This window comes from Aeromonas sp. R5-4, assembly GCF_040908215.1.
Lineage (GTDB): Bacteria > Pseudomonadota > Gammaproteobacteria > Enterobacterales > Aeromonadaceae > Aeromonas > Aeromonas veronii.
Map to the genome: position 1 here is coordinate 49095 of NZ_JBFODG010000026.1, position 22617 is coordinate 71711.

Here is a 22617-nt window from a genome sequence, read left to right on the forward strand (position 1 = left end):
GTATGATGGGCCGATTGTCTAACCACTCAGGAGACAAAAAGATGGACTCGAATACGCTGATTCAAGCCTACATGAGGGCCAAAAAGTACAGCCAGTTGCAGGAAGTCGCCGCAGACTTGGGATTTACCACTTCCTATATCTCTGCGGTGAACAAAGGAAAGTCGCAACTCACTGATGCAACAGCAAAAAAGATTGCCGAGGAGATCGGCTTGGACGTGCAAGAAGTACTGCTAAATCTGGCCGCAGTCAGGGAAACCAATCCCGAGCTAAAACGCGCTTGGTATGACATTTTAGCGAAGTACACAAAAGGTACAGGCACAGCTGTAGCCCTTGCGGTAGCTATGTTCCTGACCCCCAGCCACGGGCCAGACAACACTGCGCATAATGTATATTATGTTAAATCGAGTATCTTGTTCCCTGTCACCACTTATTGAACTGTGTATAATGGCAACAATTGATCCTATCTTCGACCGGATGTCTTAAGTGGCTGAATTAACATCAGAACAATTAAAACCCGCTTTTGCGATTGAACAGTTCCCCAAGCTCAGCGAGCTTGAACCTATCCCCTTTGCTGCGCTGCAACCCAGAGCCATTTCCGGCATCAAACGTCTTGCCAGTTTTGATGGTGACTGTCCGGTCATGCTGCTCAACGGGTTTCCCGGCGCAGATTACGAAGGCGTTTGCCAGACGCTGATTGCCGACTCCAATGGCAAGGATGGTGACCTGTTTGATCTCTGCTACACCGAGAATCTGAACAACCCCTACAAGCCTATCTGGCTGCGCCTGCAACCGGGCACCGGCGTCGAGTTTTGCGAAATGGTTGGCGAGCTGCTCAAGCTGTTGAGCCACCATCTCGATGCCGAACGCATCGTGACCCGCATCATGCGCAAGCAGAACAATGATCCGAAAATCGATGATTTCCTCTCCGATCTGGCGGCTCACGTGGCATTGGGTCTGGAGTTCCAGCACCCCATTCTGATCAACCTGCTGATCCACCACGAAGCGCAGGAAGCGCCGGTAATTTATGGCCGTGACCTCAACTGGGATACCCTGTTTGGCTCCATCAACTACCAGACCGAGCAAGGCTCTGTCTATGCCAACCAGCACCTGTTGGAGCCTGGCTTGCTGCGCGAAGCCAACGGCGGTTACCTCATTTTGCAACTGGATGAGCTGCTGGATCAGCCACACCTCTGGTTCAAACTGAAAAATGCCATGCAAAAAGGCGAGCTGGACTGGAACGCCTATCAGGAAGGGAAAACTCTGACCCCCTTCTTCGCGCCTGAAGCAACCCCTATCAAGCTCAAGCTGATCCTGGTCGGTGACCGACTGGACGTGGCCGAGTTCCAGATGCTGGATCGGGATATGTCCGAACGTATCTTCCTGCGCGCAGACCTGGTTTCCGAGGTCAATATTGAAGAGGATCTGCAGGAATTTCTGCAGTACCTGGCTTGGCTGCGCCAGCGCTGGAGCCTGCTGGACTTCACGCCAGCCGCCCTCGCCGCGCTATGCCGGCACGCCAGCCGTCTGTGCGATCATCAAGAGTGGCTCTCCCTCTCCGAGGTACAGCTCTCCGCCATCATGCGGATGGCTGACAGTCTGGCCCGGGAGCTGGAATCTGATGTGGTCACCGACGAACATATTCGCGGCGCACTGGAAGAGCAGGATTACCGCCTCAACTATCTGGTTGAGCAGTCCGATCAGGGGGTTATCGACGGCCAGATCCTGCTGCAAACCGATGGCGAAGAGATTGGCCAGATCAACGGCCTGTCTGTCATTCAGGTCTCCGGTCACCCTTATGACTTCGGCGAGCCGGTGCGCCTCACCGCGACCGTACACCTTGGTGATGGCGATGTGGCGGATATCGAGCGCAAAGCGGAGCTGGCCGGTCATATCCACGCCAAGGCGATGATGATCATCCACGGCTATCTGTCCAACAAATTTGGCGCAGAGAACCCCTCCCCCCTGTCGGCCAATCTGGTGTTCGAGCAGTCTTACCACGAAATTGATGGCGACAGCGCATCCCTGACCGGCTTGTGTGCTCTGCTCTCTGCCCTCGCCCGCCAGCCTATCTATCAGCACTTCGCCGTGACCGGTGCGGTCGATCAGTTTGGCAATGTGCAGGCCGTTGGTGGCGTGAACGAGAAGATTGAAGGCTTCTTCCGGGTGTGCAAAATCCACGGCATCACCGGCAAGCAAGGTATCATTTTGCCGGGCACCAACATCCAGCAGCTGAACCTCTCTGACGAGGTGATTGCAGCGGTTGAAGCGGGCCAGTTCCACATCCACCCGGTGGATCATGTGGAAGAGGCCATCGAGTTGCTGACTGGCTGTGTCGCCGGTGAGCCTGATATGCCCGATACCCTGTTTGGCCGTATTCAGGAGCGGTTGGACGAGTTGAACGGCTCTACTGCCAAAGTCGGACTGCTGCAATCCCTGCTGGGGCGCCTGTTTGGCCGCTGATGAAGTGATCGGAGTTGTTTAGCGAACAACTGTAAGCTAAATTGACCCGGCTTTGACCCATTTGAAGGAAATACCGCGTGACCGTAGACAATACCACCATGGAAGCCCGCCTTTCCCTGTGCGAACAGGGCAAGAACTCTTTTACCCGTGAAGAGCTGCTGGCTTGCAGCCGTGGCGAACTGTTTGGTGAGGGTAACAGTCAGCTACCTGCCCCCAACATGTTGATGATGGACCGCATCGTCAAGATCAATGACAACGGCGGCGAACACGGCAAGGGCGAGATCCTGGCTGAGCTCGACATTACTCCGGATCTCTGGTTCTTCGATTGCCACTTCCCGGGTGATCCCGTGATGCCGGGCTGTCTCGGTCTGGATGCCATGTGGCAGCTGGTTGGCTTCTTCCTTGGCTGGAAAGGTGGCCCCGGCAAGGGTCGTGCTCTGGGCGTAGGTGAAGTGAAATTCACCGGCCAGATCCTGCCGACTGCCAAGAAAGTGACCTACAAGATCACCTTCAAGCGCGTCATCAACCGCAAGCTGGTGATGGGGATTGCTGATGGTGTGGTCGAAGTCGACGGCCGTCCGATCTACAGCGCCACCGACCTGAAAGTGGGCCTGTTCAAAGATACCACCGCATTCTGATCTCTCTGATTGGTGGTAAAACAGCATTAACGCAAAGGGGCCACAACGGCCCCTTTCCTTTTGTAATGAGTGATGAAGTACCTGCTACTTCATGAAGAGGCCTGAGCCCCGCCCTTCCATGGCGTCACGCCAACCACCAAGCCAATGCCCTCGGGCATCCAGGCATTGATACGGACACGCTTCTTTCTGTTTGCCGACCACGCCAGCCTGATAACCACGAGCACGAGCTCTTTCCAGACGGTCCCGCTTCTGTCTCTTCATCATCTACGACCCTCTTCGTGGAACAAAAAAAGCGACCAATTCTGCATCGGTCGCTTTCATCTTTACTCCTGCGAGCGCACTCGGTCAAACAAAAACTTCCACCCTAACCGGGCTATGTGACACAAGGCACTGAACTGGATTAAGTTTTAATTACAGGGAACTTACTCCTGATTTTTGAGTCCTTCCAGCTCTTCCCAGCGAGCAAATGCCTGCTCCAGCGCGGCTTCAGCGGCATTGAGGGCATCGAGTTTCGGCTGGGTTTTATCTGCCGGCAGCGAGAAGAACCCGGGCTGGTTGATCTCGCTTTGCAGCGCATCCAGCTCGGCTTCCAGCTGCTCAAGACGAGCAGGCAACCCTTCCAGTTCAAGCTGCAGCTTGTAGGAGAGCTTCTTGCTTTTCTTCGGCGCTTCTGGCGCGGCGGCAACGACCGGCTCGGGCGCCTTGACCGGTGCACTCCTGGCCTGTTGCTGGGCATTCTGCTGTTCACGGGTCGCCATCATATCGGCGTAACCGCCCACGTAATCGCTGATGCGGCCATCCCCTTCAAACAGCCAGCAGCCGGTCACTGTGTTGTCGATGAAGCGACGATCGTGACTGACCAGCAGCAGGGTACCGGGGTAGTCGGAAAGCAGCTCTTCCAGCAGCTCCAGCGTTTCCACATCCAGATCATTGGTCGGTTCATCGAGGATCAGCAGGTTGCTGGGCTTGAGGAACAGCTTGGCCAGCAGCAGCCGGTTCTTCTCGCCACCGGAGAGCGCCTTGACCGGCGTACGGGCCCGCTTGGGCTCGAACAGAAAGTCCTGCAGGTAACCAAGAATGTGACGGGAGCGGCCACGCACCATCACCTCCTGCTTGCCCTCACCCACGTTGTCCACCACTGTCTGCTCGGGATCGAGCTGCTCGCGGTACTGATCGAAGTAGGCCACCTCCAGATTGGTGCCCCCCTTGACGGTGCCACGGGTTGGCTCAAGCTGACCCAGCAACAGCTTGATCAGGGTCGATTTGCCGCAGCCATTGGGGCCGACCAGCGCAATCTTGTCGCCGCGCAGTACCTGCAGATCGAGCCCCTTGAACAGGGTGCGATCGCCAAAATCCAGCCCCAGCCCTTCGGTCTCGAACACCAGCTTGCCGGAGCGATTGACCTCGTCCAGTTGCAGCTTGGCCTTGCCCTGCAGCTCGCGGCGCTGGCTGCGCTCCATCCGCATCGCCTCAAGGGCGCGCACCCGACCTTCGTTACGGGTACGGCGAGCCTTGATACCCTGACGCACCCACACCTCTTCCTGGGCCAGTTTGCGGTCGAACTCGGCATTTTTCAGCTCTTCGACCCTCAGCCACTCCTCTTTCCCCTGCAGATACTCGTCGTAGTTGCCCGGCCAGGAGGTGATGGCGCCGCGATCGAGATCGATGATCCGGGTCGCCAGCTTGTGGATGAACTCCCGATCGTGAGAGATAAAGACGATGGCGCCGCGAAAATCCTTGAGGAAATCTTCCAGCCAGTTGATGGCTTCGATATCCAGGTGGTTGGTCGGCTCATCGAGCAGCAACAAGTCGGGATCGCAAGCCAGCGCACGGGCCAGCGCCACTTTGCGCAGCCAGCCGCCGGAGAGGCTGTCGAGGGTCACGTCAGGATCCAGCCCCAGCAGGGTCAACACCTGACTGATACGGGTCTCGAATTGCCAGCCGTTCTGATAATCGAGCTGCTCTTGCAACTCGCTCATCTTGCGAATGTTGGCATCTGACGGATCATGCGCCAGCTCCATGGAGATGTGGTGGTACTGCTTGAGCAGTTCCCCCACCCCCGCCAGCCCTTCAGCGGCATAGTCAAACACCGTCAGCTCGCTGGAAGCAGGCGGATCCTGCTCAAGGCGGGTCACTTTCAAATCTTGTTGCAGCACCAGACGCCCGTCGTCCAGCGGCAATTCGCTAGCAATGACCTTCATCAGGGTGGACTTGCCCGCCCCGTTGCGGCCAACCAGGCAGAGGCGCTCGCCCCGCTCGATGGTCAATTCGGCATTGTCGAGCAGCGGGAAATCACTGAACGACAGACATGCGCCGTGCAATGTTAAAAGAGCCATGTGTGTTCCTTATTTCATATGAAAAAAACGGGCAGCAGACTGGGTCTGCCCCCGTTTTATCGTCAAATCACTCTCACCCCTGACGGGCGGCCCAGCCCTTGAGCTCCACCAGCGTGAAAGGCCAGCCGAGCTCGCGGCCAGCCTCGTCACGCAGCACCGGAATGCGCACACGATAGGCGGCAAGCCACTGCTCATCATCCATGATGTCACATTGGCGGGTAGCGGTGGCAAGACCAGCCTCCTCCACCAGCGCCCAGGCCTGCTCGCACAGGTGGCAACCGTCGGTATGAAACAGGGTCAGCATCACGCCTCACCTTGCTCCGGCGCATGGGTGATGATCCAGCAGTTGTGGATGTGCTGGTTACGTTCGAAATCCTTCGGCCGCGTCTTCTGGGTGATGTTCTGGGCCTTGAGACCAGTGGCCTCGAGACCGGCCAGATCCATCTTGAAGTGACGCTTGTTGTTGGAGAAGACCAGAGTGCCGTCCGCCGCCAGCAGGCGCTTCAGGTGCTGCATCAGCAGCAGGTGATCGCGCTGTACGTCGAAGCTCTCGTCCATCCGCTTGGAGTTGGAGAAGGTGGGCGGATCGATGAAGATGAGGTCGTACTGCTCATCGGCTTCAGACAACCACTTCAGGCAATCGGCCTGGACAAACTTGTGCTGACGGCCCACCAGCGAGTTGAGACGCATGTTGTCCTGCGCCCAGTTCAGGTAGGTGTGGGACATGTCGACTGTGGTGGTCTCGCTGGCACCGCCAAGACCTGCATGCACGGTGGCACTGCCGGTATAGGCAAACAGGTTCAGGAAGCGCTTGCCCTTGGCCATCTGACCCAGCATGCGGCGAGTCTGACGATGGTCGAGGAACAGGCCGGTATCCAGATAGTCGTAGAGGTTGACCCACAGCCTGGCACCGTACTCCTGCACTTCCATCCGGTGCTGCTCTTCGGAGAGCTTCTGATACTGCTGTTTGCCTTCCTGACGCTCGCGCACCTTCAGGATCACTTTCTCGCCATCCATCCCGGTCACCTTGATGGCGGCCTGAACCATGTCGAGCAGACGTTGACGGGTTTTCTGGGCGGGGATGTCCTTGGGCGCGGCATACTCCTGCACCACCAGATAGTCCTGATAGCGGTCGATGGCAGCGTTGTATTCCGGCAAGTCGGCATCGTAGATGCGATAGCAATCGATGCCCTCTTTGTTGGCCCATTTCTCGAGGGTTTTCAGATTCTTGCGCAGACGGTTGGCAAAGTCCTGCGCCACCTCTTTCTGGGAAGCCACGGAGTCCAGTGCGATTTGATAATTGCGCAGCTGACACTCGAGGGCGCCATTGAACAGGCGATATTGCTTGTCGGCGCGCAGGCGCAGACAGCTGAGCAGCTCGGGCGATGCGGAAAGAATGGAGACTTTCCAACCCTGGAAGCTGCGACGCAGAGCATCGCCAAGGGCCTGATGCACTTCCAGCAGGGCCGGGAACTCGCCGAGACGCTCGCCGTAAGGCGGGTTGGAGATAAGCATGCCGACCTGGCGGGCCTCCCCTTGACCTTCTTCCCCTTCAACAGGGGCAGGCATCGGCAGCGGGTTTTCCAGCTTGGTGACGTCGGCCTGCTTGAAGGTGATGAGGTGGGCCACACCGGCCGCTTTGGCGTTATCACGGGCTTTGAGCAGCACGCGCTGGTCGGCATCACAACCAAACAGTTTTACTTCGCAACGCTGCATGCCACGTTTGGCACGTACTTGCGCTTCCATCATCAGGCTCTGCCACAGCTCGCTATCATGCTGCAGCCAGCGATCGAAACCGAAGCGCTCGCGGCGCAGCGCCGGCGCCATGTCGGCGGCGATAAAGGCCGCTTCAATCAGCAAGGTACCGGAACCGCACATGGGGTCCATCATGGGCTCACCGGCCCAGCCGCTACGGGCAATCATGGCGCAGGCCAGGTTCTCTTTGAGGGGTGCTTCACCTGTGCCCTGACGATAGAAACGCTGGTGCAGCGCCGGGCCTGACAAGTCCAGCGTGATATTGGCCTTGCCCTTGCCCAGGTGCGCCATGATGCGAATATCCGGCGACTTCTTGTCCACGTCAGGACGTACGTGACCGCGCTTGGTGAAGCGGTCAACGATGGCATCCTTGATCTTCAGCGCGCCATATTGGGTATTGCGAATGACAGGGTTGGTACCGGTAAAGTCTACCGCGATGGTAGAGGTACCGGAGAAGTGCTCTTCCCAAGGGATGGTGTGGGCGCCCAGATAGAGATCCAGATCGTCGTTCATCTGGAATTCGGAGAGCACCAGCACGATGCGGGAGGCAAAACGGCTCCACAGGCACGCCTTGTAGCCAATCGCCAGTTCGCCTTTGAAGTGGACGCCAGCCACGGTCTCACGGACCTGCTCTGCGCCCAAGGTGGTCAGCTCGTCGGCCAACAGGTTTTCCAGCCCCTTGGGGCAGGTTGCAAAAAATTCTTTCATCACGCTCACGGGGAACCCATAAAAATAGTGCCGCATTATACCTCATCAGGCGGGCTGGAGCATGCAAAAGTCGGCGCAAACGGCAGGATGGAAACAGATTGATAGGTGGCGAAAAGGTAAAAGGCCCCATGACTACCCGATGGCGAGATCATGGGGCCAGACATCATTTAGCGGATCACTTCATGCGAGCCTTGAAACGGGGATTGCTTTTGCAAATCACGAACAATTTGCCGCGGCGGCGTACCAACTGACAATCGGGATGACGCGCCCGTGCGGATTTGAGTGAACAGACAACCTGCATTCAGGACTCCTTCTTGCTTGAAAATGCGCCAAAGCGCTTGTTGAAACGGGCCACACTCCCCTCACTAGAAACCTGCTTCTGCTTGCCGGTATAAAACGAGTGCGACTGACTGGAAACATCGAGCGACACATAGGGATACTCCTTCCCGTCTTGCCACGTATAGCGGCGATCGCTCTTGATGGTTGAACCGACTAGGAAAAAGGCATCTGCCGCCGTGTCATGGAACAGCACCAAACGATAATCAGGATGAATATGAGGCTTCATGGCAACTCCATTTTGTTATGTTATAACAAAATGTAAGTGAGAATAGCTCTCGTTTCAATCATAAAATGTCGTATGAAGAAAATCGCTGCTGTGAGTGATGTGTTGACACTGAGGTGGAGGCACTACGCAAGCAGAACGAAACAAGAGGAAGGCACCATGCTTGCAGCACGGAAGACCAAGATACTGCGTGGGTCAGAATACAAGGTGCAAGAGGATGTAATAAGCCTCAGGAGAGGCTGGATCACAACCATGAAGATCAATCAGAATGGGCAAGATGTTCGCGGATCAATGAAGTATCAGAAACGAGGCGCGATTGAGGTGACCACAGTAAAAACAGGCAGCGGTATAATCACAGAGATAAAAAGATTGGTGAAAATATATCAACTGACCTGACGATATTGCTCGGTCACGGTAATACGCGGTTTCATCCGGTTATTCATCACCTTGATCACCCCGAAACGCGGCAAGGTCTTACTGGTGGTCAATACCAGATCGGCAGTGAGGTTCAAACAGACGCTAGCCTGATCCCCTGCCTCAATGACCATAAATTCGCCGTTGCCATGAGGTGTATTCATCAGGACCAGATCACCATTTTGCGGGATCACTTGCGGATGTTGTTCACTAAAAAACCAGCTTTGCGGCATCAGGGGTTTATAAAAACGACTGACCGCGATGGCATTAAGCACCAGTTGCACCTGATGGGGAATACTCCACTCAAGTTCGGCTGCTTTATCCATCAACTGATAATAGAGGGCTGCATCATCGACGCAAAAAGGCTGGGTTGCAAACGAGCTGGGCACCAATTGTCGCCCTTTATACTCGGTCGCAAATAACATGTTATCAGACAGGTCCAACATCAGACGGTCACTCTGGGCATCATAGTGCCATTGCCAGCTATCGGTCGGTTGGATAAACATGTTGGAGCCCTTACTTGATAATTACCAGTTGACTTTATTCCATATGCAGGAAATCAGCAACGTCAAATAAAGGGCTCCGCCATCTATTTCTTAAATATTGGTCACAATCTCTTTGACCAGCCCCGGCCCTTTATAAATAAAGCCGCTATAAATTTGTACCAGACTGGCACCGGCGGCCAATTTTTCACGGGCGGCCATGGCACTATCAATACCACCCACACCGATAATTGGCAGAGCACCATTGAGCGCCTTGGCCAGATGACGGATCACCTCGGTACTCTTGTGCTGCAGCGGACGCCCACTCAGGCCACCCGCTTCACCGGCGTGGGGCATGTCATAAATCATCTCGCGCTCGAGAGTGGTATTGGTGGCGATAACCCCATCAATGCCATTACGCACCAGCGAAGCGGCCACCTGTTCTATTTCTTCAAGGCTTAAATCCGGGGCAATTTTAACCGCCAGCGGCACATACTTTTTATATTGGGCGGCCAGCTCTTGCTGACGCACCTTGAGGGCGGCCAACAATTCATCCAGCGCTTCGCCATATTGCAGCGAACGCAGCCCCGGGGTGTTGGGGGAAGAGATATTGACGGCAATATAACCGGCATGATCATAAACCTTGTCCATGCAGATCAGGTAATCATCCTTGCCCTGTTCGATGGGAGTGTCTTTGTTTTTGCCGATATTAATGCCGATGACTCCCTGATATTTGGCCTCTTTTACCTTGGCCACCAGATGATCCACCCCCTTGTTGTTGAATCCCATCCGGTTGATGATCCCCTCTGCCGGAATAACCCGGAACAGGCGCGGCTTGTCATTACCGCTTTGGGGTCTGGGGGTGACGGTACCGACTTCGATAAAACCAAATCCCATGGCGCCCAGCGCGTCAATGCACTCACCATCTTTATCCAGACCGGCCGCCAATCCCACCGGATTGGCAAAAGAAAGCCCCATGACAGTGACGGGGCGTTTCGGCAAATTCTGGCGGAAGAAACAATCGAGTGGCGTACCGAGAAGGCGGGGCAAATATTTCATGGAGAGATCGTGAGCCTGTTCCGGATTGAGTTTGAACAGGAAATGCCTAGCGATGGGGTACAACATCTTTGCTCCTTAAAGAAAGCCCCGGCAACTGGCCGGGGCTTTGGGTGTAATGTCGGTGTCATGCCTTAATCTGGCAATTAAAGTGCCCGACAATTCAACTGGAGCAGGTTCAACTCTCGCAAGGCCACCGAGAACTTGGCGAACTCGTGGGTACTGGTGGTCTTGAAGTCGGCCAACATGTGGGTCCAACGGGACAAGAGTTGCTCATGCTCCGAAATCCAGTCGGCCAGTATGGTAGCGCATTCTCCCTGATCTTTGCACCCTTCCAGTACCACAGAAGTGAGACTGCGTTGCTGCCAGTCAAGATCTTCGCGGAAAGAGGCACGCGCCATCGCCTGCCAGTGGTTGCCGACCGGCTGATGGTTAATCTGGTCGAGGAACCAGTGCAGATCCAGTTTGGCTCCGAGGCGATAGTAAACGTTGGCGGCACGCAGGATATCGGTCTTGTGCTCCGCGGCAATCTGCGCCAGATCCAGGCTGGAGAAGAGGCTGCTCATATGGGCGACCTGACGGGCAATGGCTTCAGGCACCTGTTTCTCCATCCACTTGGCAACAGCCTGACGATGCTCGGCCACTTCGCTCTCATCCATCACCTCGTAAAGGTGCTTCCCTAAGGTCTCGAACGCTGGACGGAAGAAGGCGATGTTCTCGCTGATGCTCCAGCTGCGATTGCGGGCGCGCAGGAACCAGCGGGTGGCACGGCGCACAATGCGGCGGCTGTAGAACATAAGCTCGAGCTGAGTCTGGGCATCAACCAGGTTGTCGCACCCTTCGATATCGCGCCACAACTGGTTCATACCAAACACTTCGCGGGCCATGGCAAAGCAGCAGGCCACTTCGGCGACCGAGGCACCGGTCTCGTCCTTCATCCGGCTGGCGAAGTTGAGCCCCATGTCATTGACCAACATGTTGGCCACCCGGGTAGCGATGATCTCGCCGCGTAGCGGGTGATCGGCCAGCTGGGCACCAAACTGCTGCTGCACCTTGGCTGGGAAGCTGGTGACCAACATGTTGGCGAGGAAGGGCTCGTCGGTCACTTCCGGGCAGTTGAGCTGCTCTTTCAGCACCATCTTGCCGTAAGCCACCAGCACCGCCAGTTCGGGGCGGGTCAGTCCCTGCCCTGCCGCCATCCGCTCGGAAAGCTCCTCATCAGATGGCAGGAACTCCAACGCACGGTCCAGCTTGCCTTCCCGCTCCAGCCCCTGAATAAAGCGCTGTTGCTCTTTCAGTTGTTCAGAGCCGCGGAAGCTGGTGACCGAGATGGACTGGGACTGGCGATAGGCGTTGGTGATCACGATCTGCGCCACGTCGTCGGTCATCTCATAGAGCATCTGGTTGCGCTGCTTGAGGGTCAGATCTCCTGCCGCCACCAATTGGTTCAGCAGGATCTTGATGTTCACCTCGTTGTCGGAGCAATCCACCCCGCCCACGTTGTCGGTAAAATCGGTATTGATGCGACCGCCCTGACTGGCGTACTCCACCCGACCGAGCTGAGTGAAGCCGAGGTTACCCCCCTCGCCCACGATGCGGGCCCGCAAATCGCGACCATTGACCCGCAATGCGTCATTGCTGCGATCGCCCACTTCCCCATCGCTCTCGCGAGCGCTCTTCACGTAGGTGCCGATGCCGCCGTTCCACAGCAGATCGACATTGAGGCAAAGCAGTGCCTTGATCAGCTCGTTCGGCGCCATGCTGGCCTTGTCGGTGCCGAGTAGTGTCTGCATCTCGGGGCTCAGCTTGATGGACTTGGCAGAGCGCAGGAAGATGCCGCCCCCTTGTGATATCAGCTCGCGGTTGTAGTCATCCCAGCTGGAACCCGGCAGATCGAACAGCCGCTGGCGCTCGACAAAGCTCTTGGCCGCATCCGGGGTCGGGTCAACGAAGATGTGCATGTGGTTGAACGCGCCCACCAGCCGGGTGTGCTCGGAGAGCAGCATGCCGTTGCCGAACACGTCGCCGGCCATGTCCCCAATCCCCACGCAAGTGAAGTCGGTGGTCTGGCAGTTGACGCCAATTTCACGAAAATGCCGTTTGACCGACTCCCAGGCGCCGCGGGCGGTGATACCCATCTTCTTGTGGTCGTAACCGACCGAGCCGCCGGAGGCGAATGCATCACCGAGCCAGTGACCGTATTCGAGGCTGATCTCGTTGGCGATGTCGGAGAAGGTGGCTGTGCCCTTGTCGGCAGCGACCACCAGGTAGTAGTCATCCTCATCGTGACGCACCACGGATTTGGGCGGGATCACCTCGCCGCCGATGATGTTGTCAGTCACATCGAGCAGGCCGCGGATAAACAGGCGATAACAGGCCTTGCCCTCCTCCTGGATGACTGCACGGGGCGCCCCCACCGGCATCTGTTTGCAGTAGAAACCGCCCTTGGCCCCCACCGGTACGATGACGGTGTTCTTCACTTGTTGGGCTTTCACCAGACCCAGCACCTCGGTGCGGAAGTCCTCTTTGCGATCGGACCAGCGCAGGCCGCCACGGGCGACCTTGCCCCAGCGCAGGTGTACCCCCTCCACTCGTGGCGAGTAGACAAAGATCTCGAACTTGGGCAGCGGCAGCGGCATGTCGGTGATGCTGGACGGCGCCAGCTTGAAGGAGATATAGGGCTTGATGTTGCCCGCCTTGTCCAGCTGGTAGTAGTTGGTGCGCAGGGTAGCGTCGATCATCTCCACATAGCGGCGAATGATGCGATCGTCGTCCAGGTTGGCGACCTGATCCAGCTTGGTGGCAAGCTCCTCATGCAACTTGGCTTCTGCTTTGGCATCCTGCTTGCCAGCCGGGTCGAGGCGCTGCTCAAACAGGGTAAACAGCAGTTGAGCGATATCGGGGTAGCGGGTCAGGGTCTCTTCGATATAGGACTGGCTGAAGGAGACGCCGGTCTGGCGCATGTATTTGGCATAGGCGCGCAGCACCGACACTTGGCGGCCGGTGAGACCCGCCCCCAATACCAGCCGGTTGAAGCCGTCATCTTCCAGCTGCTTGTTCCAGATGGCGGCAAACGCCTGCTGGAAGCGTTGCTGGCTCTGGGCCAGATCAAAGGGCTGCTCGCCGTGCAGCAACATGGAGAAGTCGAGGATCCAGAACAGATCACCGCCCGGAGTGCGTACCTGATACGGGGTCTCGCCGATCACCCGCAGCCCCATGTTCTCCAGCATCGGCAGCACATCGGAGAGGTGAATGGGCTCGGTGCGATGGAACAGCTTGAGCCGTACCCGACGGTCGTTCTCCTCCTCCTGCGCGCGGTAGAACAGCATGCCCAGCGGCTCGGCTTCGCTCAGGTTATCGAGCGCCATGATATCGGCCACGGCCGAGCCCGGCAGCACATCTTCTTTGTAAGCGCGAGGGAATGCCGTGCTGAAACGGCGGCGCAACTCGTTGCCACGGGCCTCGCCATAGTGAGAGAGCAGCACGGAGTCGAGTCGGTCGTCCCAGCTGCGGGCCGCTTCAATCAGGTTGCTCTGTACTTCGTTCACATCCACATCCACGTTGTTGTTGTTGACCCGCACTATGTAGTGGGTCCGCGCCAGCACGCCTTCGGTGAAGTAGACGTTGAACTCCACCTCTTCGTTGCTGCCAAAATATTTCTGCAAAATTTGCTGGGTTTTGATCCGCAGCGCCGTGTTGTAGCGCTCCTTGGTGACATAGACCATGCAGGAGAAGAAACGGCCGTACACATCGCGGCGCACGAACAGCCGCAGCATGTCCCGCTCCTGCATCTCCAGCACCCCAAGGCCGGTAGCCAACAGCTCCTCTTCGCGGGCCTGGATCAGCTCGTCACGGGGGTAGGTTTCCAATACGTTCAGCAGCGCCTTGTAGGCGTGGGAGCCCTTCTCGTGACCGGAGGCGGCCATGATGCGTTCGAGACGATGGCTGATAAGCGGGATCTGGGTCGCGCTGGTGTTGTAGATGGAAGAGGCGTAGAGGCCGATGAAGCGATCTTCCCCGATCACCTTGCCATGCTCGTCAAAGCGCTTGATGCCGATGTAATCCACATAAGCCGGACGGTGCACCCGGGACTTGCTGTTGGATTTGGTGAGGATCAGCAGGTCAGAACTCAGGGCGGCGTGACGGGCGCTGGCTGGCATGTTGCCAAGGCGCTGACCCACCTCCTTGATGGAGTTTTTCATCAGCCCAAGGCTGGAGCTCGCCTGCGGCAGGATCTCGTGATCCCCCTCCACCGCCTTGACGTCGTAGCGGCGATAGCCCATCAGGGTAAAGTTGTGGGCTGCCACCCATTTGAGGAAGGCAACGCAGGAGGCCACCTCCTCCTTGCTGACCGGGTGCTTGCGCTTGGGCAGTTCGTCAATGATCTCATTGAGCTTGGCCAGCATGGGCTGCCAGTCGCCGACTGCCAGCGCCACTTCACCAGCCACCGAGTTGAGCTCGGCAGCCAGCGCGGCCATCTGCTCCTCGCTGGTGAGGTGATCGATCTCGATAAGGAAGGCCGTTTCAACCGAGGTCTGCCCGTCGGTGTTGTCGAGCTCCAGAATGGCGTCAATCTTGCCATCCGCACCGCGAATGAGGTGCAGCGGTTGGTGCAGCATCATGTGGGCGGTGATATTGAGCCGTTTAAGCGCCATCCGGATGGAGTCCACCAGGAAGGGCGAGTCCTGCAGGATCACCTCGACGATGGTATGGGGCGATTGCCAGCCGTGACGGGTCAGCTCGGGATTGTAGACCCGGATGTAGGGATCGGTACCGCTGCGCTGATTGAGGGCATTCCACAGGCTCAGGGCCGCGCCGTAGAGATCGCTGTCATTGCGATCGTGCAGGTCGGAGCTCGCCATGTTGCCGTAGAACTTGGCAACGAAGCGTTCGACCAAAGAGGCACTGTTTTTGGGCAACTTCTGATGGATCAGGCTGAGAACGTTTTCGAGCAGAACTGAGGTAGGGGCGTCTTTCAATGCCATTTTTATATTCCTTATCGGACGACATTAACCACCGACGCAGAGGCAACCACCCTGGTTACCCGCTGGTGCAGAGTTGTTGCGAAGTGTAATGGCTTGGCTAAGGGAAGGCGAGGAAAGGTGCTAACGAGATGTTAAAAACAAGGTGCAGATCACGGCTTAAACTGTGATAAATTTTGTAAATAACCCAAAATACAGAAATTCCCACTACCTTTGTGCCAGTTTACCGGATAGATAGTGACGCGAAGCAGATAAACAGTCGGTAATCTGTTCGATTTTTGTTAATTTATGCGTTCGAGGCTGATAAAGCGGTAATCGTCCTGAGTTTTGAGCCGAAAATAGCCATGCACACCATTGATGGCGACAAAGGGGCGTATTTTTTCTATGCCAAGTTCCAGGGTCAATCCCTGTTCGCTGCGCACCACCAGCCGTCTAGCGTGCCCCTGATACATCAGCATCACCTCGTCACTGCTCAATGAGAGCCGAAAAGTAAATTGCTTCACACTTGCTCCTGATCACACGACAAATCACACAATAGGGGCAGGCGCATTCACGCCCCTGCCCCGTCGACACTTACTGCTGCAGCGCCTTGCTGACCTTCTCGAACAGATCCCGTGCCAGCCCCTCAAGGTTGGCAAGGCGGTTCAGCTCGGCGCGGATCAGCGCCTTGCGCGTTTCATCCAGTCGCTTGAACTGGATAAGCGGGGTAATGAGGCGGGAGGCCACCTGCGGATTGACCTCGTTGAGCTCGATCAGCAGATCGGTCAGGAAGCGGTAACCGCTGCCATCCACCGCATGGAACTGAACCTGATTGCTCATGGCGAAGCTGCCGATCAGCGCCCGCAGCCGGTTCGGATTGCGAATGCTGAAAGTGGGGTGATTCATCGCCTGTTTCACTTCACTCAGCACATCGGCAGCCGGTTTGCTGCCAATCAGCCGCAGCCAGTTGTCCAGCACCAGTCCATCCTTGGCCCACTTGCCTTCAAAATCGGCCAGCAGCGCAGCGCGGCATGGCAACAGATAGCCGTTGGCCACCTGCAGCGCCGCCAGGGTGTCGGTCATGTTGTCGGCAGTTGCATACTGCTCGCGCACCAGCGCATCGGCATGCTCCGCATCCAGCGCCGCCAGATAACCGAGCACTACCCCTTTGAGGGCTCGCTTGGCCATATCGGCATGCACCACCTGATAACCGTTCAGACGCAGACTCTGATAGGTTGCCGCCAAGCGCGCGCCAAAGGCCTCGGCAAGACGGGTGTGGATCGCGTCGCGTACCTGATGGATGGCATCGATATCGGCCACCTCGAACAGCTCGGCCAGGGTCGCTTCACCGGGCAGCGCCAGGATCTCCGCCTTGAGGGCTAAGTCCAGTTCGCTATCGTCCAGAATGGCGACGAAGGCGGCCAACAGGGTTTGGGAGAGCTCGACCCCCTGCCCGTGCTGGACCCGCGCCACCCCGTCGATGACCGCCTTGTTGATCAGCATCTGGGCCGCATCCCAGCGGGCAAACTCGTTGCGGGCAAAGCGCATCAGAAAGGCGAGCGCTTCATCGCTGTAGTCATAGTGCAGCTTGACCGGCGCGGAAAAGTCCCGAAGCAGGGAGGGAACCGGCTTGACCGGCACCCGATCGAATTCGAAGGTCTGCTCCGCTTCCAGCACGTCGAGCACGTTGCCGATGGCCTTGCCCTGATACTGCAGCGCAATGACGTCACCCTGCTCGTCATAAAGCTCGATGTCGAGAGGGATATGTAGCGGCAGCTTTTGCGGTTGATCCTGAGTCGGCGGCGTGTGCTGGCTCACATGGAGGCGATAGATACCGCTGGCGGCATCGTACTCGTCGGTCACGGTCAGCTCGGGGGTGCCGGACTGGCTATACCAGCGGCGGAAACGGCCGAGATCCACACCGGAAGCATCCTCCATCGCCTGCACGAAATCATCGCAGGTGGCGGCCGAGCCGTCGTGACGCTCGAAGTAGAGACGCATACCGGCCTGGAAGGCATCTTCCCCCAGCAGGGTGTGCATCATGCGGATCACTTCCGACCCTTTTTCATAAACGGTCAGGGTGTAGAAGTTGTTCATCTCGATCACCACATCCGGGCGGATCGGGTGTGCCATGGGGCCGGCATCTTCGGCAAACTGCGGGCCGCGGACGGTACGCACGTTGTTGATGCGGTTGACGCCACGGGAGCCCAGATCGGAGGAGAACTCCTGATCCCGGAACACTGTCAGCCCCTCTTTCAGGCTGAGCTGGAACCAGTCACGACAGGTGACGCGGTTGCCGGTCCAGTTGTGGAAATATTCGTGACCGATCACCCGTTCGATACCGTGGTAGTCGCCATCGGTAGCGGTGGCCGGATTGGCCAGCACGAACTTGGAGTTGAAGATGTTGAGCCCCTTGTTCTCCATGGCGCCCATATTGAAGAAGTCCACCGCAACGATCATGTAGATGTCGAGATCATACTCGAGGCCGAAACGCTGCTCGTCCCAGCGCATGGAGTTGATGAGGCTCTCCATGGCAAAACCGGCGCGATCGAGGTTGCCCTTGTCGACGAAGATCTCGAGGGCAACCTTGCGGCCGCTCTTGGTGGTGTAGTGGCTGCGCTCGACATCGAAATCACCGGCCACTAGCGCAAACAGGTAGCTGGGTTTGGGGAAAGGATCCTGCCACTGTACGAAGTGACGGCCGCCATCCAGATCACCGCTGTCGACCTTGTTGCCGTTGGAGAGCAGGAAGGGGAACTGGGCTTTGTCGGCGGTAATGCGGGTGCTGTAACGCGCCAGAATGTCGGGGCGGTCCAGATAATAGGTGATGCGGCGAAAGCCCTCCGCTTCACACTGGGTGCAGTAGGCATCGCCAGACTTGTAAAGCCCTTCCAGCGCGGTGTTGGCAGCCGGATCCAGCAGGGTGACGATGGTCAGCACACATTCGGCAGGCAGGTTGAACAGGGTCAGACTGCTCTCGCCTTGCTCGTAGTGGTCACAGGGAATGCCATCGATGGCAACGCTCTTGAGAGTCAGCTGTTCACCATCGAGTACGAGCGGCGCATTGTGCTCACCGTTGCGACGAATGCGGGTGATGGCGGTGACCTGGGTCAGCGGCTCCTGCAGTTGGAAATCGAGGTCGATGGTGTCGATCCAGTAGAGCGGCGCCTGATAATCCTGGCGATATTTGGCCGTCATGGCCTGGGAGTGATCGGTCATTATTGTCTGCTTCCACGCTTGTTAAAGGCGAGAAAGAGGCTGTCACAACCAACTGGCGGGGTCAAACAATTTGCATGACGTCAGATACGCCAGACAAAAAGAAAGGGCGACCGCAGTCGCCCTTGTGCATTACAGGTCGCCTTGTCAGCTGCGTTTGCTGACCTTGGCCAGATCTGCCGTGATATTGGCCGCTTCGATGAGATACTCATCGGGCGCTTCGAAATCAGCGGGCAGTTCATCCAGACTCTTCACCGCCGGCTTGCCAAGACGTGCCAGACGCTCGTTGGTACGTTTGAGCGCTTTCTCATCCTGTTTCGCCTGCTCTGCAACACGCTCCGCCTCGTTGAGGGAGACCGACTTCTTGTCTTTCTCCTCCTTGTAGTCGGCGATGTCCTGCATCACATAGGCAAACTCGGGATCCTTGGCGATCCGGGCATCGTGCGCCGCCTGCAACTTGGGCAGCAGGCTGGCGAAGTTGCCGAGTTTCTCGTAGTTGGCGGAGGCAATCTTGTCCCACGGCAACGCATTGAACTCACGGCTTTCGCCCGTCTCTTCCGGAGCAACCGGTGTCGGGAAGCTGATATCCGGCGCAACGCCCTTGTTCTGGGTGCTGCCACCGTCGATCCGGTAGAACTTGGCGATGGTGTACTGCACGTGACCGAGCGGCTGCTCGTAGAAGTCATAGACCTTGGCGAGACTGCGATGCTGCTGCACCGTCCCCTTGCCGAACGAGTTTTCACCCAGAATCAACGCGCGGCCATAATCCTGCATGGCAGCAGCGAAGATCTCGGAGGCCGAGGCACTGTAGCGATCGATCATCACCGACATGGGGCCGCCGTAGTAGACGTTGCCATCGTCATCGCCATTGACCGTGATACGGCCCATGTGATCACGAATTTGCACCACGGGACCACTGGCAAAGAAGAGACCGCTCAGGGCGGAAGCTTCGGTCAGGGCGCCGCCGCCGTTACCGCGCAGATCGATGATCAGACCATCGATCTTCTTCTTGTTCAGGCTGGAGAGCTCCTTGATCACGTCGTCGTGCAGATTGACGTAAAAACTCGGGATCTCGATGACGCCAATCTTCTTGCCTTCGGCGTTAATCACCTTGGACTTGGCTGCCCGGTCTTCAAGGCGCACCTTGTCGCGGGTCAGCTCGATCTGCTCGGTCTTGGCGGTTGCGCCCTTGCCGCGCTGGATCTCCAGCTTGACCTTGCTCCCCTTGGGCCCCTTGATGAGCTCGACCACGTCATCAAGACGCCAGCCGATCACATCGACAATCTTGCCATCTTCCTGCCCTACCCCGGTGATCTTGTCATCGGGTTTGAGGTGGTTGGATTTGGCAGCCGGGCCACCTGGCACCAGAGAACGGATGACGGTAAAGTCATCTTCCGCCTGCAACACTGCACCAATCCCCTCCAGCGAGAGGTTCATCTCGGTGTTGAAACGATCGGCACTGCGCGGTGAGAGGTAACTGGTGTGCGGTTCGATGGCGCGAGCGAAGGAGTTCATGAAGAGCTGGAAGACATCTTCGCTCTCGGTCTGGGACATCCGCTTGATGGCGTTGTTGTAACGCTTGCCAAGCAGCTCCTTGATCTCGGGCCACTCCTTGCCGCTGAGCTTGAGGCTTAGGGCATCGAACTTGACCCGCTGACGCCACAGCTCGTTGAGCTCTGCTTCATCTTTGGGCCAAGCCGCCCCTTCCCGATCAAACACATAGTTGTCGGTCTGGGTAAAATCGAAAGGAGTATCAAGCAGTTTGAGGGCGTATTCGAACCGCTCATAACGCCGCTGCTGACTCAGGTTGAACATCTCGTAGGCGGGAGCCAGACGGCCTCTTTCGAGGTCGGTGTCAAAACCGTTACGGTACTTTTCAAAACGGCTGATATCAGAGGCCAAAAACAGGTTGCGGCTGTAGTCCAAATTCTCCAGATATTTATCGAAAATCACGGAGGAAAAGGCATCGTCCAGCTTGAACTGTTTGTAGTGCGAGCGGGTAAACAGATTGGTAATTCGCTTGCTGGCCGTAGCATGTTGGCTCTCTTGAGCCAACACAGGCAAATCACTCTCCTTGAGCACCGGCTCGATGGCCTGTGCAAGCCCGGCAAGCGCCAGGCTACAGGCAACGAGGGAAAAACGAATTACGCCATGCTTCAACATTTGTCTCCTTAGAGAACCAAGTGCTCTGATTTGACCCGCACCATCATGCCGGTCTGCAGTTGGACCTGTACATCGTCCTTGGTTACTTCCTTGATGGTTGCCGGAACCGGGAATTTACCCATAACGACGCGCACATCCTGGCCCACTTTCAGCGTAGCGGCATCCACTTTAACCAGCGGAGCGTCAGCGACCGGTGCCTTGGCGGCAGCTTTCGGCTTGGCAGCTACATCAGCTTTCTCGGTTTTGCGCACAGCAGGACGACGGGGCTTCTTGGCCTTCTCATCCTTCTCTTTGGTATTGGTACGACGGCTGGCGAATACGCGCTCTTTGCTCTCTTTCAGAGCTTGCTTGGCGTGCTCGATGTGCTCTTCGGTCAGCAGCTCGCCCGGGTTGCCATCCAGATCAACGCGAGCCTGGCCAGCTTTGAGACCGTGCAGGTAGCGCCAGCTGGAGGTGTATTGACGCAGTGCGGAACGCAGCATGGTCTTGGAGACTCTGGCATCGTCAGCAAGACGCTCGGCCAAATCCTGGAAGATGCCAATCTTGAGCGGCTTGGCCTCTCCTTCAGCAACGAAACAGGCCGGGAATTTCTCGACCAGGTAGGCAACGATCTCTTTACTGTTCTTCAGCTTCTCAGTGTTTTCCATGTATAACCTTGGCTTTCATATAAACGCACGGGCACGTCCCGAGCACAACAAAGGCCCCATTATAGAGAGCTTGGGGCCTTTTGCGAACCATCTAGCAATGACTTAGAGCATGCTTTCCAAAATTTGCACCGTTTCTTCGAGGCCAATCCGGTCTTCCTGGTCGAAACGGTTAAAAATCGGACTGTCGATATCGAGCACCCCGATGATCTCGCCACCACGGCGCAGCGGGATCACGATTTCCGAGTTGCTCGCGCCATCGCAAGCGATGTGACCGTCGAACTGGTGGACATCGTCAATGAGCTGGGTTCTCCCCTCTGCCACTGCCGTACCACATACCCCGCGGCCGACCGGGATCCGCACGCAGGCCGGTTTACCCTGAAATGGCCCCAATACCAGGGTCTCGCCCTGCAACAGATAAAAACCGACCCAGTTGATCTCCGCCAGCTCCTGATTAAGCAGTGCGGAGAGGTTGGCCAGATTGGCAATCAGATCGGTTTCCCCCTCCAGCAGCGCCTTGGCCTGCTGGTTGAGGGTGCGATAAAACGGTTGTTTTTCAATCATGATTAAATGAACTTCACTCCCTGATGGTTTGGGGAAGGTAACGCCTGGCCGGGAAATTTCAAATATTTTTTCCACTCCCCACCTCTTGCGCCGTTATTCCCGGGCAACGGAAAGCGCCAATTGCTGGCGTTGACCATTACTCCACTCGATATTTAACAACCAGATCATGACGGGTGATGTACAGCTCCCCACCTGGGTCACCCCCTGCCACTGTCCGTCTATTTCTTCAAAGCTCACCGGAATGGTGCCCATAAACATATCTTTGCCTTCGAGTGTCGCTTTCATCGGCTTGATGGCTGGATCGCCGCCGGTAATAGCGATGGCAAAGTCATGTTCGGCGCGCAGCGGTAATTCCTTGATGCCGACCGTCAGTGGCTTGTCACCAATCAGCGCGCTGCAAGGGGTGTGGGAAAGATCACAAATCTGATCTTTTTTCTGGTCAGCAGAGACGCTGTTATCGGCCGAAAACCATGTGCGATAGGCCATCAGCGCCAATAACAGCGCCAATACCAGTACGAGGTGCAAAACTTTACGTGCGGTAAGTCTCTCTTTCATCAAAAACTGTCCGATTAAGATGCAATTAAAATAGTTTTTTGTGATCTCGAACAAGGTAAAAAACTGCCATATCGAGACCGGACGGAGCCAAATATATCACTGT

General features: G+C 56.9%; 19 protein-coding genes. 4 read left to right on the top strand and 15 right to left on the bottom strand.

What is annotated here, in order from left to right; translation table 11 throughout:
- The first annotated feature begins 41 nt into the window (after positions 1–41).
- The 3 genes from AB5Y83_RS12715 to fabA all read left to right on the top strand — a co-directional run bounded on the left by AB5Y83_RS12715 (position 42) and on the right by fabA (position 3098).
- The gene (locus AB5Y83_RS12715; protein ID WP_167569712.1) at positions 42–434 is read left to right on the top strand and encodes a helix-turn-helix domain-containing protein; all 393 of its coding nucleotides are present in this window, start codon (positions 42–44) and stop codon (positions 432–434) included.
- A 49-nt stretch (positions 435–483) separates the two neighbouring features.
- Positions 484–2460, top strand: coding sequence for a Lon protease family protein (locus AB5Y83_RS12720; protein ID WP_005336580.1), 1977 nt, complete (start codon positions 484–486; stop codon positions 2458–2460).
- 98 nt (positions 2461–2558) lie between these two features.
- Positions 2559–3098, top strand: coding sequence for a 3-hydroxyacyl-[acyl-carrier-protein] dehydratase FabA (fabA, locus tag AB5Y83_RS12725; RefSeq protein ID WP_196783564.1), 540 nt, complete (start codon positions 2559–2561; stop codon positions 3096–3098).
- Between the two features lie 84 nt (positions 3099–3182).
- Here fabA and rmf read toward each other — a convergent pair whose 3' ends face one another.
- The 6 genes from rmf to AB5Y83_RS12755 form a co-directional block, all read right to left on the bottom strand.
- Complete coding sequence (gene rmf / locus AB5Y83_RS12730) at positions 3183–3359, bottom strand: ribosome modulation factor (RefSeq protein WP_010674759.1); 177 nt, start codon at positions 3357–3359, stop codon at positions 3183–3185.
- 161 nt (positions 3360–3520) lie between these two features.
- A complete protein-coding gene (locus AB5Y83_RS12735) occupies positions 3521–5434 on the bottom strand; it encodes an ABC transporter ATP-binding protein (protein WP_019446383.1) in 1914 nt (637 codons plus the stop codon).
- A 73-nt stretch (positions 5435–5507) separates the two neighbouring features.
- The gene (locus AB5Y83_RS12740; RefSeq protein ID WP_005336588.1) at positions 5508–5738 is read right to left on the bottom strand and encodes a glutaredoxin family protein; all 231 of its coding nucleotides are present in this window, start codon (positions 5736–5738) and stop codon (positions 5508–5510) included.
- Entirely contained in the window at positions 5738–7933 is a 2196-nt protein-coding gene (gene rlmKL / locus AB5Y83_RS12745) for a bifunctional 23S rRNA (guanine(2069)-N(7))-methyltransferase RlmK/23S rRNA (guanine(2445)-N(2))-methyltransferase RlmL (protein WP_368175275.1), read from the bottom strand. Before rlmKL ends, AB5Y83_RS12740 begins: the two co-directional genes overlap by 1 nt.
- Positions 7934–8072: 139 nt before the next feature.
- Positions 8073–8198, bottom strand: coding sequence for a type B 50S ribosomal protein L36 (gene ykgO, locus AB5Y83_RS12750; protein WP_005336596.1), 126 nt, complete (start codon positions 8196–8198; stop codon positions 8073–8075).
- Positions 8199–8462 (bottom strand): type B 50S ribosomal protein L31, encoded by a 264-nt coding sequence (locus AB5Y83_RS12755; RefSeq protein ID WP_005336598.1) that lies wholly within the window; start codon positions 8460–8462, stop codon positions 8199–8201.
- A gap of 249 nt (positions 8463–8711) precedes the next feature.
- Between AB5Y83_RS12755 and AB5Y83_RS12760 the strand changes: the two genes are divergently transcribed.
- A complete protein-coding gene (locus AB5Y83_RS12760; protein ID WP_368175276.1) occupies positions 8712–8855 on the top strand; it encodes a hypothetical protein in 144 nt (47 codons plus the stop codon).
- Here the strand turns inward: AB5Y83_RS12760 and AB5Y83_RS12765 are convergent.
- The 9 genes from AB5Y83_RS12765 to AB5Y83_RS12805 form a co-directional block, all read right to left on the bottom strand.
- Positions 8843–9379, bottom strand: a complete 537-nt coding sequence (locus AB5Y83_RS12765) for a cell division protein ZapC (RefSeq protein WP_005345444.1) — start codon at positions 9377–9379, stop codon at positions 8843–8845. The two genes, AB5Y83_RS12760 and AB5Y83_RS12765, sit on opposite strands and share 13 nt — an antisense overlap.
- A gap of 90 nt (positions 9380–9469) precedes the next feature.
- Positions 9470–10480 (bottom strand): quinone-dependent dihydroorotate dehydrogenase, encoded by a 1011-nt coding sequence (gene pyrD, locus AB5Y83_RS12770; RefSeq protein ID WP_201974259.1) that lies wholly within the window; start codon positions 10478–10480, stop codon positions 9470–9472.
- 77 nt (positions 10481–10557) lie between these two features.
- Positions 10558–15396, bottom strand: coding sequence for an NAD-glutamate dehydrogenase (locus AB5Y83_RS12775; RefSeq protein ID WP_368175277.1), 4839 nt, complete (start codon positions 15394–15396; stop codon positions 10558–10560).
- Between the two features lie 278 nt (positions 15397–15674).
- Positions 15675–15896 (bottom strand): DUF2835 domain-containing protein, encoded by a 222-nt coding sequence (locus AB5Y83_RS12780; RefSeq protein WP_033136823.1) that lies wholly within the window; start codon positions 15894–15896, stop codon positions 15675–15677.
- Between the two features lie 70 nt (positions 15897–15966).
- Complete coding sequence (gene pepN / locus AB5Y83_RS12785) at positions 15967–18591, bottom strand: aminopeptidase N (protein WP_368175278.1); 2625 nt, start codon at positions 18589–18591, stop codon at positions 15967–15969.
- Between the two features lie 144 nt (positions 18592–18735).
- A complete protein-coding gene (gene prc / locus AB5Y83_RS12790) occupies positions 18736–20751 on the bottom strand; it encodes a carboxy terminal-processing peptidase (RefSeq protein WP_127005597.1) in 2016 nt (671 codons plus the stop codon).
- Positions 20752–20759: 8 nt separating this feature from the next.
- Complete coding sequence (gene proQ / locus AB5Y83_RS12795) at positions 20760–21398, bottom strand: RNA chaperone ProQ (protein WP_005351923.1); 639 nt, start codon at positions 21396–21398, stop codon at positions 20760–20762.
- Between the two features lie 102 nt (positions 21399–21500).
- Entirely contained in the window at positions 21501–21959 is a 459-nt protein-coding gene (locus AB5Y83_RS12800) for a GAF domain-containing protein (protein ID WP_216948629.1), read from the bottom strand.
- Positions 21960–22052: 93 nt separating this feature from the next.
- Positions 22053–22514 (bottom strand): hypothetical protein, encoded by a 462-nt coding sequence (locus tag AB5Y83_RS12805; protein ID WP_368175279.1) that lies wholly within the window; start codon positions 22512–22514, stop codon positions 22053–22055.
- Positions 22515–22617 lie beyond the last annotated feature (103 nt).

What these genes read in the sequence shown, in the direction of transcription:
- AB5Y83_RS12715 (WP_167569712.1), top strand. Translation starts at nt 42, where the DNA reads ATGGACTCGAATACGCTGATTCAAGCCTACATGAGGGCCAAAAAGTAC.
- fabA (WP_196783564.1), top strand. Translation starts at nt 2,559, where the DNA reads ATGGAAGCCCGCCTTTCCCTGTGCGAACAGGGCAAGAACTCTTTTACC.
- rmf (WP_010674759.1), bottom strand. Translation starts at nt 3,359, where the DNA reads ATGAAGAGACAGAAGCGGGACCGTCTGGAAAGAGCTCGTGCTCGTGGT.
- AB5Y83_RS12735 (WP_019446383.1), bottom strand. Translation starts at nt 5,434, where the DNA reads ATGGCTCTTTTAACATTGCACGGCGCATGTCTGTCGTTCAGTGATTTC.
- AB5Y83_RS12740 (WP_005336588.1), bottom strand. Translation starts at nt 5,738, where the DNA reads ATGCTGACCCTGTTTCATACCGACGGTTGCCACCTGTGCGAGCAGGCC.
- rlmKL (WP_368175275.1), bottom strand. Translation starts at nt 7,933, where the DNA reads ATGCGGCACTATTTTTATGGGTTCCCCGTGAGCGTGATGAAAGAATTT.
- ykgO (WP_005336596.1), bottom strand. Translation starts at nt 8,198, where the DNA reads ATGCAGGTTGTCTGTTCACTCAAATCCGCACGGGCGCGTCATCCCGAT.
- AB5Y83_RS12755 (WP_005336598.1), bottom strand. Translation starts at nt 8,462, where the DNA reads ATGAAGCCTCATATTCATCCTGATTATCGTTTGGTGCTGTTCCATGAC.
- AB5Y83_RS12760 (WP_368175276.1), top strand. Translation starts at nt 8,712, where the DNA reads ATGAAGATCAATCAGAATGGGCAAGATGTTCGCGGATCAATGAAGTAT.
- AB5Y83_RS12765 (WP_005345444.1), bottom strand. Translation starts at nt 9,379, where the DNA reads ATGTTTATCCAACCGACCGATAGCTGGCAATGGCACTATGATGCCCAG.
- pyrD (WP_201974259.1), bottom strand. Translation starts at nt 10,480, where the DNA reads ATGTTGTACCCCATCGCTAGGCATTTCCTGTTCAAACTCAATCCGGAA.
- AB5Y83_RS12775 (WP_368175277.1), bottom strand. Translation starts at nt 15,396, where the DNA reads ATGGCATTGAAAGACGCCCCTACCTCAGTTCTGCTCGAAAACGTTCTC.
- pepN (WP_368175278.1), bottom strand. Translation starts at nt 18,591, where the DNA reads ATGACCGATCACTCCCAGGCCATGACGGCCAAATATCGCCAGGATTAT.
- prc (WP_127005597.1), bottom strand. Translation starts at nt 20,751, where the DNA reads ATGTTGAAGCATGGCGTAATTCGTTTTTCCCTCGTTGCCTGTAGCCTG.
- proQ (WP_005351923.1), bottom strand. Translation starts at nt 21,398, where the DNA reads ATGGAAAACACTGAGAAGCTGAAGAACAGTAAAGAGATCGTTGCCTAC.
- AB5Y83_RS12800 (WP_216948629.1), bottom strand. Translation starts at nt 21,959, where the DNA reads ATGATTGAAAAACAACCGTTTTATCGCACCCTCAACCAGCAGGCCAAG.
- AB5Y83_RS12805 (WP_368175279.1), bottom strand. Translation starts at nt 22,514, where the DNA reads ATGAAAGAGAGACTTACCGCACGTAAAGTTTTGCACCTCGTACTGGTA.